General features: G+C 64.0%; 12 protein-coding genes and 1 pseudogene. 7 read left to right on the top strand and 6 right to left on the bottom strand.

Annotated features, from left to right (window positions below; translation table 11 throughout):
• Positions 1–28: 28 nt before the first annotated feature.
• Together I6F36_RS19430 and I6F36_RS19425 are read right to left on the bottom strand one after the other, a co-directional pair.
• Positions 29–1,404 (bottom strand): annotated as a pseudogene (locus tag I6F36_RS19430) (cytochrome P450).
• A 262-nt stretch (positions 1,405–1,666) separates the two neighbouring features.
• Positions 1,667–2,902 (bottom strand): LLM class flavin-dependent oxidoreductase, encoded by a 1,236-nt coding sequence (locus I6F36_RS19425; protein ID WP_225171966.1) that lies wholly within the window; start codon positions 2,900–2,902, stop codon positions 1,667–1,669.
• Between the two features lie 473 nt (positions 2,903–3,375).
• Here I6F36_RS19425 and I6F36_RS19420 point away from each other — a divergent pair, with 473 nt between their 5' ends.
• Positions 3,376–4,575: a PHB depolymerase family esterase gene (locus I6F36_RS19420; protein WP_225130143.1), complete on the top strand. Its 1,200-nt coding sequence runs from the start codon at positions 3,376–3,378 to the stop codon at positions 4,573–4,575.
• Positions 4,576–4,779: 204 nt separating this feature from the next.
• Here I6F36_RS19420 and I6F36_RS19415 read toward each other — a convergent pair whose 3' ends face one another.
• Positions 4,780–5,082, bottom strand: coding sequence for a hypothetical protein (locus tag I6F36_RS19415; protein ID WP_225130141.1), 303 nt, complete (start codon positions 5,080–5,082; stop codon positions 4,780–4,782).
• Positions 5,083–5,277: 195 nt separating this feature from the next.
• Between I6F36_RS19415 and I6F36_RS19410 the strand changes: the two genes are divergently transcribed.
• Entirely contained in the window at positions 5,278–5,646 is a 369-nt protein-coding gene (locus I6F36_RS19410; RefSeq protein WP_036038584.1) for a helix-turn-helix domain-containing protein, read from the top strand.
• 2 nt (positions 5,647–5,648) lie between these two features.
• On the opposite strand, the gene I6F36_RS19405 is transcribed toward I6F36_RS19410, so the two are convergent.
• The gene (locus I6F36_RS19405; protein ID WP_225171965.1) at positions 5,649–6,341 is read right to left on the bottom strand and encodes an MBL fold metallo-hydrolase; all 693 of its coding nucleotides are present in this window, start codon (positions 6,339–6,341) and stop codon (positions 5,649–5,651) included.
• 161 nt (positions 6,342–6,502) lie between these two features.
• Here I6F36_RS19405 and I6F36_RS19400 point away from each other — a divergent pair, with 161 nt between their 5' ends.
• On the top strand, positions 6,503–8,104 hold the full coding sequence (locus I6F36_RS19400) for an alpha-amylase family glycosyl hydrolase (RefSeq protein WP_225171964.1): 1,602 nt from the start codon (positions 6,503–6,505) through the stop codon (positions 8,102–8,104).
• 200 nt (positions 8,105–8,304) lie between these two features.
• Positions 8,305–8,793, top strand: a complete 489-nt coding sequence (locus tag I6F36_RS19395; RefSeq protein ID WP_109145569.1) for an MmcB family DNA repair protein — start codon at positions 8,305–8,307, stop codon at positions 8,791–8,793.
• Between the two features lie 206 nt (positions 8,794–8,999).
• Here I6F36_RS19395 and I6F36_RS19390 read toward each other — a convergent pair whose 3' ends face one another.
• Both I6F36_RS19390 and I6F36_RS19385 read right to left on the bottom strand, forming a co-directional pair.
• Positions 9,000–9,554 carry an ActR/PrrA/RegA family redox response regulator transcription factor gene (locus tag I6F36_RS19390; RefSeq protein ID WP_036002403.1) on the bottom strand — a complete coding sequence of 185 codons (555 nt, stop codon included), beginning with the start codon at positions 9,552–9,554 and terminating at the stop codon, positions 9,000–9,002.
• A gap of 102 nt (positions 9,555–9,656) precedes the next feature.
• Positions 9,657–10,979, bottom strand: a complete 1,323-nt coding sequence (locus I6F36_RS19385) for an ActS/PrrB/RegB family redox-sensitive histidine kinase (protein WP_109142077.1) — start codon at positions 10,977–10,979, stop codon at positions 9,657–9,659.
• A gap of 119 nt (positions 10,980–11,098) precedes the next feature.
• Here I6F36_RS19385 and I6F36_RS19380 point away from each other — a divergent pair, with 119 nt between their 5' ends.
• The 3 genes from I6F36_RS19380 to I6F36_RS19370 all read left to right on the top strand — a co-directional run bounded on the left by I6F36_RS19380 (position 11,099) and on the right by I6F36_RS19370 (position 14,364).
• Positions 11,099–11,902, top strand: coding sequence for an ABC transporter ATP-binding protein (locus I6F36_RS19380; RefSeq protein WP_225171963.1), 804 nt, complete (start codon positions 11,099–11,101; stop codon positions 11,900–11,902).
• 193 nt (positions 11,903–12,095) lie between these two features.
• Positions 12,096–12,914 (top strand): ABC transporter permease, encoded by an 819-nt coding sequence (locus I6F36_RS19375; RefSeq protein ID WP_036002338.1) that lies wholly within the window; start codon positions 12,096–12,098, stop codon positions 12,912–12,914.
• Between the two features lie 121 nt (positions 12,915–13,035).
• A complete protein-coding gene (locus I6F36_RS19370; RefSeq protein ID WP_036023987.1) occupies positions 13,036–14,364 on the top strand; it encodes a polyhydroxyalkanoate depolymerase in 1,329 nt (442 codons plus the stop codon).
• Positions 14,365–14,387 lie beyond the last annotated feature (23 nt).

Here is a 14,387-nt window from a genome sequence, read left to right as displayed (position 1 = left end):
CGCTTTGCCCACCCTACGAGATCGGCGCCTAAACCGCCTTCACCTTCACCCGCAGCCCGTCCCGCGGCTTCGGGATCGGCCACATCTGCCAGTCGGGCTTGTAGCCTGGCGCGAGCGACACTTCGATATTCTCCAGGAAATGCCGCGCGAAACATTTCGCCTGCATGTAGGCGAAGTGCAGGCCGAGGCACATATGCGCGCCGCCGCCGAAGGGCACGAAGGCGAAACGGTGACGGCCACGCTGTGCGTCCTCGGTGAAGCGCAGGGGATCGAAACGGTCCGGCTCCGGCCAGATCTCCTTCATGTGGTGGGTATAGAGCGGGTTGATGCCGATCGCCGTGCCGGCGGGAATCGCAAAACCCTTGAAGCTGAAATCGCGCATCGCGCGGCGCGGCATCGACGGCACCGGCGGCTTGAGCCGCAGCGCTTCCTTGAACGCCATCTCGGTCAGCGGCATCTTCTCGAGATCGTCGAAGCTGGTCGGCGCGCCGGAGGCGAGGCCGAGCGCGAGCACCTCCGCGCGCAGCCGGTCCTGCCAGTCCGGATGGCGGCGAGCTCGCCGATGAAGGAGGTCAGTGACGAGGTCAGCGTGTCGTGCGCGGCCATCATCAGGAAGCTCATATGGTCGATGATGTCCTGGTCCGACAGCAGCGCGCCGTTCTCATGGGTGGCGCGGCAGAGCTGCGAGAACAGATCGTCGCCACCGTGATTGCCGCGCCGCAGCGGAATCTGCTCGCGGAAATAGGCGATGATGCGCTTGCGTCCCTTCACCCCTCGCGCCATCTGGGTGCCGGGCAGGGGGCGGCGGATCGGGGTGACGGCGGCGGCCACCATGTCGATGAAGGCGCGGTTGATCTCGTCGACCTCGGGCCCGATATCGGCGCCGAGGAACGAGGCCGCGGCGAGATCGAGCGTGAGCTGTTTCATCGCCGGATAAAGCTGCATCTCGCCCGGCTTCGCCTTCCACTGCGCGACGCGCGCGGAAATGCCCCGGTCGAGATCGCCGAGATAGGACTTCATCGGCCCCGACTTGAACGCGACCGAGAGCGCCTTGCGATGCAGGCGATGCTCCTCGAAATCGAGCAGCATCAATCCGCGCGGAAACAACAGCCCCAGCACCTTGTCCCAGCCATGGGTCGAGGAGAACAGCTTCTGCTGGTCGAACAGCACGAGCTCGTTGGCCTCGGGCCCGAGCAGCACGACGTTGGTCTCGCCGAAAAAGTGCGTGCGGTAGACCAGACCGTATTTGGCGCCGTTCGCCTCGATATGGCCCTTGGGATCGGCGAGCACCTGAAAGGTCTTGCCGATGATCGGCCAGCCTTCGTCGCCGGGAATGTGGGTCAGCTCGTTGCGCTTGGGCGGAGTGAACGGAAGCGCAGGGGCGGCCACATTCTGCATCGACATGACGATTGCTCCGATTGCCTAGCCCAGCAAACATAGCACGATCCGGCCGCGATGAGCTGCGGTCGTCTTGCGCACAAAATCGTCACTCCCACCGCCGTCGTCCCCGCGGAGGCGGGGACCCATAACCACAGGGAGGAGTTTTGGTGCGAGGCTGGTAGCTCCGAGTCTTCGTAAATCCGCATCCTGTGGTTATGGGTCCTCAGATGCGCAATTGCGCATCATAGCTCGCGCTGCGCGCGCCCCGGGACGACGAGTGGAGTGCCTACCGCTTCGCCGCTTCCTTCTGCAGATCCGGCGCGTTGACGGCGGGAATGGCGATGCGGCCGGGGCCTGTCACCTTCAGCGCCTCGGCGGCCTTCTCATTCTCCATGATCTTGGCCATCACCGCCTGGCCCGCGCGCTCGAAGATCGCGCGGTTCTCGATCACGAATTTCTGCGACCTGCGCAGCCCGTCGATATAGCCGTTGATCTCCGGCACGACGTAGCGCGCCACCATGTCCCAGCTGCGCCGGGTGGCTTCCGGATTGGCCCAGTCGTGAACGAAGCCGATGACGGCGCCGACGCCGCCGGAGACCTGCATCACGTTCTTGATGGTTTTGACGAGATCGTCGGGCGTGCCGATGGTGGACGCCGCCCCCTCGACGAAGGCGGTCTTGTCGACGGCCTCGTCGGGCGAGGAGAACGCGGTGAGGCCCGGCCGCTGCAGCGTGCCGACATTATACTCGTTGTGCCAGCGCATCAGCCCGGCGCCGGCCTCGCGGCGGGCTTGTTCGCGCGTTTCCGCGATGTGCCAGGTCAAGAGCACGCGCCAGTCGGCGCGACGCACCGTGGTTCCGTGCTTCTTGGCGGCATCCTCGGCGAACTGCCATTGCTGCTGCAGCGACATCAGCCCCTGCGTCGTCATCGAGCCCAGCGAGATGATGCCGATGCCGTATTTTCCGGCGAGCGTCATGCCGGAGGGCGAGATCTGCGAGGCCACCACGAACGGCATCTCCTCCTGCAGGGGCAGGATCTGCAGCGCGGCGTCGTTCATCGTGAACCAGTCGCTTTTGGCGGTGACGCGCTCGCCGTCGAAGAGGCGGCGGATGATGCCGATCGCCTCGTCCTGGCGGTCGCGCTGCGTCATCGGATCGATGCCGAGCGTGTGCGCGTCGGAGGCGAGCGCGCCCGGTCCGGAGCCGAAAATGGCGCGGCCGCCGGTCATATGGTCGAGCTGCACCATGCGCTGGGCGACGTTGAAGGGATGGTGATAGGGCAGCGACACAACGCCGGTGCCGAGCTTGATCCGCTTGGTGCGCTCGCCGGCGGCGGCCAGGAACATCTCGGGCGAGGCGATCATCTCCCAGCCCGAGGAATGATGCTCCCCGCACCAGAACTCGTCATAGCCGAGCGCATCCAGCTGCTCGACCAAGTCGAGATCGCGCCGGAACTGCAGCATCGGATGCTCCCCGATCGGGTGATGCGGGGCAAGAAAGGCTCCGAACTTCAGGCGCGCCATGGCGGTCTCTCCGGCTGAATTTTCTGTTTGTTGGCCGTGTCAGGCTACGTGCCTGACGGCACGAACGCAATCACGCGATGTCCCGCGCGGTGGAATGCAGGCATGCGCGGTGGCAAGCGAGACGTTGCGTAGTCCTCGCCTCCTTCGCGCTTCATCACGATAACGACACGCGAGCGCGATTGGGCGGGTCCCTTCATTCGCGTTCGACACCTCCGCGAAGCCTCACAATCAGCGCGCGCAGAATTCCTCGCCTCGCTCTTGTCATTTGTGACATTCGTCATGATGGGCGCCGCATTTCCGGCGCGGATACGCCGCGCATCGGCACGAGATTGCGACGTTGCGGTTAATACGTGCGGATTCTTGCAGATTTTCAGCCAATTTCCCGAGATTGACAGCGCACGGTCTTTTTATTTTGCGCCGCAGCAACTATCTGGTTGGGCTAGACGTTGAACGTCGCCCACCAGGAACTTGCCGTGTCGTTAGCCAGAAACATCGATCTGTTGAGACGTCTGCCCCGGCTGGACGGACTGCGCTTCGCCGAGCCCGGCCGCGGTGCAGATGGATCGAGCCCGCTGCAGGAGGTCACTGGCTTCGGCGACAATCCCGGCGCCTTGCGCATGTTCGCGTTCGTGCCGGCGCAATTGCAGCGGCCGCGCGCGCTCGTCGTCGTGCTGCATGGCTGCGGGCAGACGGCGGCCGCTTACGATCTCGGTGCGGGCTGGTCGACGCTCGCGCAACATTACGGCTTTGCGCTATTGATGCCCGAGCAGCAGCGCATCAACAATGCCAACACCTGCTTCAACTGGTTCAATCCGGAGGACACCGCGCGGGACAGCGGCGAGCCGGGTTCGATCCGCGCGATGATCGCGCATATGGTGAAGACGCATCGCATCGATCCCAGGCGCGTCTTCATCACCGGCCTGTCGGCCGGCGGCGGCATGACCTCGGTGATGCTCGCGACCTATCCGGAAGTCTTCGCGGCCGGCGCGATCATTGCCGGGCTGCCTTACGGCATCGCCTCGAACTTGCGCGAGGCGCTCGACGGCATGTTTCATTCCCCGGCGCGCCCTTCGCGCGAGCTCGGCGATCTCGTGCGCAGCGCCTCCGATCATCGCGGGCCCTGGCCGAGGGTCTCGGTGTGGCACGGCAGCGCCGACCGCACCGTCAATCCCGGCAATGCCAACGAGATCGTCAAGCAATGGCTCGACCTGCATGGCCTGCCCGAACTGCCGATGGCGGAGACCAATGTCGACGGCTATCCGCGCCAGGCCTGGTGGGACAAGGACGGCGAGACGCTGGTCGAGTCCTATGCCATCACCGACATGGCGCACGGCACGCCGCTGGGGCTCGCCGACAACGATCAGCGCTACGGCATCGAAGGCGCCTTCCTGATCGAGGCCGGCATCTCCTCGTCCTACCACATCGCGAAGTTCTTCGGCCTCACCGGCTGGATTGCGGACGCCGCGACGACGAAGGCGGAAGCCAAATCCACGACGAAGCCCGCGACGAAGCCTGCCGCGAAACCGGCGCTCTCGCCCGCGCCGCATCTCGCCCGCTCGATCCGCACCGCGGTCGCCGCGGAGCCGGCCGAGCCGCAGGGCGAGAAGGCGCGCGGCTTCGACCTCGGCCAGATCATCACGCGCGCGCTCACAGCCGCGGGGCTGATGAAGTAGCGCCGCTGTCGTCCCGGACAAGCGCGCCTGAAGCGCGCGCCGATCCGGGACCCATAGCCACAGGACAAAGTTGGGCACGAAGAGGTGACTCCGAGTCCCCGTAACCACATCTCCCTGTGGTTATGGATCCCGGATCTGCGCTTGCGCTTGTCCGGGATGACAGCGGAGTTTGTAGCGGCGGCTTCAATTCAGCTCCGCGAAAAGCTACCCCGTCTGATCGATCACCTCGACCGGTGTCACGCTGATCTCGCCGCCCGCGACCTTCCGCGTCACCTCCTGGTAGTGCTTGAAGAAGTCCCGCGATTGCAGCGTTTTCTGCGCAGCATCGTCGGCGACGCTGGCGAAGTGGAGATAGCTGCCGTCGTCGCGATGCTTCAGGCAACGATAACCGATCCTCCCCTTCAGCTCCGCATCGGCGTCGATCGCCCTGATGAAGCGGCCGATCTCGCGGTGCCATTCCTCCGTCGTGCCGTTCTTGAACGCGTATCTGATCATGAAGTGCTTCATGTGACGCTCCCTGTTCGTCTTGTGCGTCATCATCTGCGCGCTCGATACGATCCCGCAAGTATGGACAAAATTGATAGTATGGACTTTTTCGCCGTTGCTCCTATCCTCATCGCATAGCGTTTTCGAGCGAAGTGGATACCGGTTCGCGTAAAGAAAACGCGTCAAAACAAGAATCTTCCACGTGGAGGAAACGACATGGCGAAGACGTCTCCCGCGCGCACCTGTCCGGTTGCGGCGTTTCAGAAGATGATCAGCGGCAAATACAAGCTGCGCATCGTCTGGGACCTCAAGGACGGCCCGCGCCGCTACGGCGAGATCAGAAGCGGCTTGCTGCGCGGCGCATCAGGCAGCGCCGAGATCACCCCGCGCGTGCTCAGCCGCGAATTGAAGGCGTTGACGATGAGCGGCCTGATCGACCGCAAGGATTTCGGCGAGGTGCCGCCGAAGGTCGAGTACCGCCTGACGCGCAAGGGCAAGAGCTTCGTCCCCGTCGTTGCCGCAATCCGCGAGTGGGGCGAGCGCAATCTCGGTGAGGCGACGGCACTCGCGGACGCCGCTGAATAAGCCTACATCTCGCCGGTGATGAACGGATTGGTCATCCGTTCCTGGCCGATGCTCGAGCCGGCGCCGTGGCCGCAGATGAAGCCGACATCGTCGCCGAGCGGCAGCAATTTCGTCTTGATCGAACTGATCAGCGTGGCGTGACTGCCGCCGGGCAGGTCGGTGCGTCCGACCGAGCCGGCGAACAGGACGTCGCCGACATGGGCAAACCGAAGGTCCTTGTTGAAGAACACCACGCTGCCGGGCGAATGACCCGGACAATGCAGGATATCGAACTGCAAGCCGCCGATCGACACGCTGTCGCCCTCGTCGAGCCAGCGGTCGGGCGTGAAATCGCGTCCTCCCGTCATGCCGAAGCGCGCGCCGCTCGCCACGACGTTGTCGAGCAGGAACTTGTCCGCGACATGCGGTCCCTCGATCGGCACCGTCAGCGCATCGCGCAGCTCGGCCGCGCCGCCGACATGGTCGATATGGCCGTGGGTCAGCCAGATCTTCTCCACCGTGACGCCGGTCTGCTTGATCGCATCCAGGATCTTCGGCACGTCGCCGCCGGGATCGATCACCACGGCCTTCTTGGAAGGCTCGTCCCAGATGATGGTGCAGTTCTGCTCGAACAGCGTCACGGGAACGATGATCGCGCCCGCCTTGGCTTGCCGGGGTTCTCGCCGGGATTCTTGGCTGTCGTTTTGCTCGGTCATGGCCTCACAATGCCGATTTTTGCCGGGCCGCCAAGCAAAAGATTCGGGCCCGCGCCAGGGAACAACCGTCACACGGCCGTCCCGATTGGCCTGCCAATTTGAACCGGGGCGTTGCTGTCGCGTTCTCCCGCGCAAGGCGTCAGATTTGGGTGGTCTTCGGCATGGCTCACGACAACGAGAATTGGTGGCGCGACGGCATCTTCTATCAGATCTATCCGCGCTCGTTTCAGGACTCGGACGGTGACGGCGTCGGCGATCTCGCCGGCATCCTCAAGAGGCTGCCTTACGTCAAATCGCTCGGCGTCGATGCGATCTGGCTGTCGCCGATCTTTCCCTCGCCGATGGCCGATTTCGGCTACGACATCTCGGACTATGTCGGCATCGAGCCGCTGTTCGGCACGATGGCCGATTTCGACGCGTTGCTCGCGGCCGCCCACGACAATGGCCTGATGCTGATCCTCGATCTCGTGCCGAACCACACCTCCGACCTGCATCCCTGGTTCACCGAGAGCCGGTCCTCGCGCGACAATCCCAAGCGCGACTGGTACATCTGGCGCGATCCTGCGCCAGGCGGCGGCGTTCCGAACAATTGGTTGTCCGAGTTCGGCGGCAGCGCGTGGGCTTTCGACGAGACCACGGGACAATATTACTACCACGCCTTCCTCGCCCAGCAGCCGGATCTCAACTGGCGCAATCCGGACGTCCGCAAAGCGATCTACGACGTGATGCGGTTCTGGCTCGACAAGGGCGTCGACGGCTTTCGCGTGGACGTGATCTGGCACCTGATCAAGGACGCCGAATTCCGCGACAATCCGGCCAACCCGCACTACGTCGAGGGCCGTCCGCCGAACGAAAAAATCCTCACGCAATATTCCACCGACCAGCCGGAGGTGCATGACGTTATCGCCGAGATGCGGCGCGTCACCGATTCCTATGGCGCGCGCGTCTTGATCGGCGAGATCTATCTGCCGCTGCACCGGCTCATGGCCTATTACGGCAACGATCTCACCGGCGCGCAGATGCCGTTCAACTTCGCGCTGCTCTCGACCTTCTGGAGCGCCCGCTCGATCGAAAAGATCATCGAGGATTACGAAAAGGCATTGCCGCGCGGCGCTTGGCCGAACTGGGTGCTCGGCAATCACGATCGTCCGCGCGTCGCGAGCCGCGTCGGGCCCGAGCAGGCCCGCGTCGCGGCCATGCTGCTGCTGACGCTGCGCGGCACGCCGACGCTGTACTACGGCGACGAGATCGGCATGCACCAGCTCGCGATCGCGCCGGAGGACGTGCGCGATCCTTTCGAGAAGAACGTCCCCGGCATCGGTGTCGGCCGCGACGGCTGCCGCACGCCGATGCAATGGGATTCCTCGAACTTCGCAGGTTTTTCGCAAGCAAGGCCCTGGCTGCCGCTGCCGGAGGACCACATCCGCGAGAATGTCGCCAATCTCGAAGCCGACCCGCGTTCGATCCTCAACCTCTACAAGCGCCTGATCGGCTTGCGGAAGAGCTGCCCTCCGCTGGTCAGGGGCGATTATCATCCGATCGCCGCGCAAGGCGATCTGCTGATCTATCGCCGCGCGGCCGGCGGCAAGGCCGTGATCGTCGCGCTCAATCTCGGCCCCGATCCGGTCGCGGTGACCAGCAGCGCGATCCGTTTCGGCAGCAGCATCTTGCTGTCGACGTTCCTGGATCGCGAAGGTGAGGAGATCGAAGGCGTGCTGGACCTGCGCGGCAACGAGGGCGTGGTGGTGGCGTCACCCACCTAACTGTCGTCCCGGGGCGGGACGAAGTCGCGAGCTATGATGCGCAATTGCGCATCTGAGGACCCATAACCACAGGAAGAAGTTTTGCGACGATTCGGAGTTGCCCGCTTTGCCCCACACGTCTCCCTGTGGTTATGGATTCCGGGCTCGCGCTGCGCGCGTCCCGGAATGACGGGCGGGATGGAATCGGCTATTCTCCCGCCATGGACAACACCGCCCGCATCACACTCGTGCCGCCGCCGGATCGTCGCCAGTCGGAGACGGCGCTGGCGATCGCGCGCGGCACCGCGCGTCTGTTGCGCTCGCTCGGCTTCTCCTGCATCAGCGAATTGCCGCTGCCGTCGGGCCGGCGCGCCGATCTCGTCGCGCTGAACGAGCGCGGCGAGATCTGGATCGTCGAGATCAAGTCCTCGGTCGAGGATTTGCGCGCCGATCAGAAATGGCACGAATACCGCGCCCATTGCGACCGGCTGTTCTTCGCCTTCACGCAGGATCTGCCCTGCGAGATCTTCCCCGATGACACCGGCCTGATCGTCGCCGACGCCTACGGCGCGCACCTGCATTGCGAGGCACCCGAGCACAAGCTCGCCGCCGCCACACGCAAGCAGATGACGGTACGTTTCGCGATGACGGCGGCCTTGCGGATCAACCGCCTGGTCGATCCGCAGGGCCACGCGGATTTCTGGGAGTAGGCTGACTTCGTAGCCCGGATGGAGCGCAGCGCAATCCGGGACAATTGCAGCCCGTCGCGCCAATCCCGGATTACGCTGCGCTCCATCCGGGCTACGCAGTGTCGTAGGGTGGGCAAAGCGAAGCGTGCCCACCAATTAAAATTAATCAGGATCGAAATAGAGAACGTGGGCACGGCGCTTCGCGCCTTGCTCACCCTACGCGACCGCTACCTCGGCGCGCGCTTCGCCAGGATCCGCTGCAAGGTACGCCGGTGCATGTTGAGCCGGCGCGCCGTTTCCGAGACGTTGCGGTTGCACATCTCGTAGATGCGCTGGATGTGCTCCCAGCGGACGCGGTCGGCCGACATCGGGTTGGCCGGCAGCTCGGATTTGTCCGTGTTGGTCGACAGCAGTGCGGCGACCACGTCGTCGGCATCCGCGGGCTTGGAGAGATAATCGATCGCGCCCATCTTCACTGCGGTCACCGCAGTGGCGATGTTGCCGTAGCCGGTCAGCACGATCGCGCGCGCATCCGGCCGCTTCTTCTTGAGCGCCGAGACCACGTCGAGGCCGTTGCCGTCGCCGAGCCGCAGATCCACCACCGCGAACGCCGGCGCCGATTTGCCGATCTGCGCAAGCCCGTCCGAGACCGTGTCGCATGATGTCACCGAAAAGCCGCGGCTCTCCATGGCCCGTGACAAACGCTCCAGAAACGGCTTGTCGTCTTCAACGATGAGCAGCGAGCGGTCGGTCTGTTCGTTCAGGTCGGCAATGGCGTTCAAGGTTGTTTCCTCTCTCCAGCGCATCGACATATGGCGTCGCAATCGCGCGGTGCCAAGGCGGCAAATGGTCGACCCGCCCCGTTGTGCGACGCAAGGTCGCGGCTATCCTATTGTTTCTTCGAGCGTCTCGATAGCCTCAAAACGCTGTCTCGGCCATGTGATCTGAACCACCGCACCATGGTCCGGAAAGATTCGGTTGGTAAACGAGACCTTCGCGCCGGTGCGCTCCAGCAAGGTGCGCGCGATGAAGACGCCGAGGCCCAGGCCGCGCCGTTCGCCGCCACCGTCATCCTGGGGGCGTCGCCGCGACAGATAGGGCTCGCCGATCCGGTTGAGGATATCGGGTGGAATGCCCGGTCCGTCGTCGGAGATCACGAGCTCGATATGGTCCTGGTTCCACCAGGCGTTCACCTCGACGGTGGTGCGGGCGAAATCGACCGCGTTCTCGACGATGTTGCCGATGCCGTAGAGGATCGCGGGATTGCGCGAGCCGACCGGCTCCGCCGCCGCGGCCACCGCGATCCGCACCTTGATCTCGACGCCGAAATCGCGATGCGGCGCCACCACCTCCTCGATCAGCTCCGACAGCTTCATGTGGTCGAACGGCGCGCCGGTGGGGGAAAGCTGGGTGATCTTGCTGAGGATGTCGCGGCAGCGCTGGGTCTGCTCGCGCAAGGTCTTCAGGTCGGCGGCGATGCTTGGCTCCTTCACCGTCTTTTCCAGCTCGCGCGAGATCAGGAAGATCGTCGCGAGCGGCGTGCCGAGCTCGTGTGCGGCCGCGGCGGCAAGGCCGTCGAGCTGGGTCAGGTGCTGCTCGCGCGTCAGCACCAGTTCGGTTGCGGCCAGCGCGTCCGCAAGCTTGCGCGCCTCCTCGGTCACCTGGAACGAGTAGAGGCTGGTGACGCCGATCGCGAGCGCAATCGAAAGCCAGACCCCGACGAGATAGACCGGCGGCAGCACCAGGGGATCCTCGGAATCCCACGGCAGCGGAAAATGGAAGAAGAAAAGCACCGACGCGCAGGCCACCGCGAGCAGGCCAAGGCCGAAGGTGAAACGGGCCGGCAGCGCCGTGGCCGAGATCAGCACGGGCGCGAGGAACAGGAACGAGAACGGGTTCTGCAGTCCGCCGGTGAAGAACAACAGGCCGGCCAGCTCGACGATGTTCAGCGCAAGCAGGCCGGCCGCCTGCATCGGCTCCAGCCGCTGCATCGGATTGGCTGCGGTCTGGAGTGCGAGGTTGAGCGCCGCCGAGAGCGCGATGATGCTGACGCAGGGAATGATCTCGACGTTGAACTCCAGCCCCTGGGCCACGATGAAGATCGCGGCGAGCTGCCCCAACACCGCCAGCCAGCGCAGCCGCAGGATCGTGTCCAGCCGGATATGCCGCTGCGCGTGATGGAAGTCGGAATCGGCAATTTTGGTCATATCGGCCAATGTGGCGGCGCCTTCCAAGGTCACGGACGCCGGGCTGACGGAACCGCCCGGTGAGGAGCCCTTACATCGAGCCTTGCGCTCGCCGATGCAATAGCAGAAGAACGGCCAGCATGACCGAGAATGGCAAGGCTTCAAGTCGGCCGACTGTCGCGGATCGAGATTCGTCCGCGGCAATTGCGGTCGATCACCTCGTCAAGGTCTACAAGCAGACCCGCGCCGTCGACGACATCTCCTTCTCGCTGCCGCGCGGCAGCATCACCGGGCTGCTCGGCGGCAACGGCGCCGGCAAGACCACGACCATCGCGATGATCATGGGCTTGGTGCTGCCGACCTCCGGCCGCGTGCAGGTGCTCGGTCACGAGATGCCGGACGAGAGTGCGTCCGTGCTGGGGCGGATGAATTTCGAAAGCCCCTATGTCGACATGCCGATGCGGCTCACGGTGCGGCAGAACCTCACCGTGTTCGGCAAGCTCTATGCGGTGAAGAACCTCGCTGACCGCATTGCCAGGCTCGCCGCCGACCTCGACCTCGGCGATTTCATCGACCGCGCCAACGGCAAGCTCTCCGCCGGGCAGAAGACCCGTGTTGCGCTGGCAAAGGCGCTGATCAACCAGCCGGAGCTGCTCTTGCTGGACGAGCCGACCGCCTCGCTCGACCCCGATACCGCCGATTGGGTGCGGGCGCATCTGGAGCGGTATCGCCGGGACAACAACGCCACCATTCTCCTCGCCTCGCACAACATGCTCGAGGTCGAGCGGCTCTGCGACCGCGTCATCATCATGAAGCGCGGCCGCATCGAGGACGACGACACGCCCGAGGCGATCATGGCCCGCTACAACCGCACCACGCTGGAGGAGGTGTTTCTCGACGTCGCCCGCGGCCGGGCAAACGGGGCGAAGGAGGCGGTGAGGTGAGGGAGAGCTGTAATCGTAACTTCAATGGATCGACGTCATTCCGGGGTGCGCAGAGCGCGAGCCCGGAATCCATAACCACAGGCGGCAGCTGTGAGGCGAGACTGGTAAATCCGAGTCTTCGCCAAATTCAATCCTGTGATAACTACGTCGCGCCCCGGGATGACACTTTCCATCCCGGCCACGGGGTACGGCCATGACCGAGCTCTCCCTCCACCGCGGCATCTCGCTCCACCGCATCGGCGCGATGATCCTGCGCTATTGGTATCTGCTGCTGTCGTCCTGGCCGCGGCTGCTCGAGCTGCTCTATTGGCCGGCGCTGCAGGTCATCACCTGGGGCTTTCTCCAGTATTACATCGCCGAGAACGCCAATTTCTTCGCGCGCGCCGGCGGCACGCTGATCGGCGCCGTCATCCTCTGGGACATCCTGTTCCGCGGCCAGCTCGGCTTCTCCATCTCGTTCCTGGAGGAGATGTGGGCGCGCAACCTCGGCAATCTCATGATGAGCCCCTTGAGGCCGATCGAGTTTCTGTTGGCGCTCATGGTCATGAGCCTGATCCGGCTTGCGATCGGCATCATTCCGATGACCCTGCTCGCGCTGTTCCTGTTTCACTTCAACATCTATGCCCTCGGCCTGCCGCTGATCGCGTTCTTCTGCAATCTGATCTTCACCAGTTGGTCGGTCGGCATCTTCGTCTCGGGCCTCGTGGTGCGTAACGGCCTCGGCGCCGAGAGCATCGTCTGGACCTTGATGTTCGCAATCCTGCCGCTTGCCTGCGTCTACTACCCCGTCAGCGTGTTGCCGGTCTGGCTGCAATACGTCGCCTGGGCGTTGCCGCCGACCTATGCCTTCGAGGGCATGCGCGCGCTGCTGATCGAGCAGACCTTTAGGAGCGATCTGATGATGGAGGCGTTGCTCATCAACGCCGTCCTTTTGGTTGCATCTTTTGGGGCATTCCTTGCCCTTTTGCGCAGCGCAAAGCGGCACGGCTCGCTGCTGTCGGGCGGTGAATAAAGTCACTTTCCCGTGGATTCACGCCGATTTGGCGGTTTTCGGCACGTAGATGTACGGAACCATGCATTGACGCAATATTACGCATTCGGCAGTATGCTGCGATGCGAAGAGGAATATGACGATGCCTATTGGTGAGTTCGGCGGCGCACCGCCCCTGGCGGCAGAAGGCAGTCCGGCCCTGACGACGCCGATGTACTGGATGTACGAGATGGCGCACGCCTCTCTCAATCCGGCGCGTGCGGTCACCGACGCGACCAAGCTGCTGTTTCAGAACCCCCTAAATCCCTGGTCGCGCACCGAGGTCGGCAAGTCGGTCGCCGCGGCCTGCGAATTGTTCGAGCGCACCACGCGCCGCTACGGCAAGCCGGAATGGGGTCTCAACGACACCGAGGTCAACGGCATCCGCGTCCCCGTCGAGATCCGCTCGGTCTGGGAAAAGCCATTCTGCAAGCTGCTCTACTTCGACCGCAAGTTCGCCCGTCCGCTGCGCAGTCCGCAGCCGCGCGTGCTGATCGTGGCGCCGATGTCCGGCCATTATGCGACGCTGCTGCGCGGCACGGTTGAAGCCTTCCTGCCGGCGCATGAGGTCTACATCACCGACTGGGCCGATGCCCGCATGGTGCCCTTGAGCGAAGGCCGCTTCGATCTCGACGATTACATCGACTATGTCATCGAGATGCTGCATGTGCTCGGCGGCAACACCCACGTGATGGCGGTGTGCCAGCCCTCCGTGCCCGTCGTCGCGGCGGTCTCGATCATGGAAGCGCGGCGCGATCCGTTCGTGCCGACCTCAATGACGCTGATGGGCGGCCCGATCGACACCCGCCGCAATCCGACCGCGGTGAACAATCTCGCCCAGGAGCGCGGCATCGACTGGTTCCGCAACCACGTCATCACAAAGGTGCCGTTCCCGCATCCGGGCATGATGCGCGACGTCTATCCGGGATTCTTGCAGCTCAACGGCTTCATCAGCATGAATCTCGACCGGCACATGGATGCCCACAAGCAGCTGTTTGCCCATCTGGTGAAGGGCGACGGCGATCTCGCCGACAAGCATCGCGACTTCTACGACGAATATCTCGCGGTGATGGATCTGTCGGCCGAGTATTACCTGCAGACCGTCGACACCGTGTTCGTGAAGCACTCGTTGCCGAAGGGCGAGATGACCCATCGCGGAACCCGCGTCGATCCTTCCAAGGTCAAGCGCGTCGCGTTGATGACGGTCGAAGGCGAGAACGACGACATCTCCGGTCTCGGTCAGACCGAGGCGACGCACACATTGTGCAGCGCGATTCCCGATCATCGCCGCGTTCATTACGTCCAGAAGGGCGTCGGACATTACGGCGTGTTCAATGGATCGCGTTTCAAGTCGGAGATCGTGCCACGGATTCACGACTTCATGGTTTCGGCTGCGAATCCTGCTTCGTTGCAGGCGCTTGCGGCTGAATAACCTCGAATTTCGGCTTTCCCGTC

Source organism: Bradyrhizobium sp. BRP19, from assembly GCF_020194195.1.
GTDB lineage: Bacteria > Pseudomonadota > Alphaproteobacteria > Rhizobiales > Xanthobacteraceae > Bradyrhizobium > Bradyrhizobium yuanmingense.
Note: the sequence above shows the minus strand (reverse complement) of the source record. Positions and strands in the feature narration are given on the sequence as shown.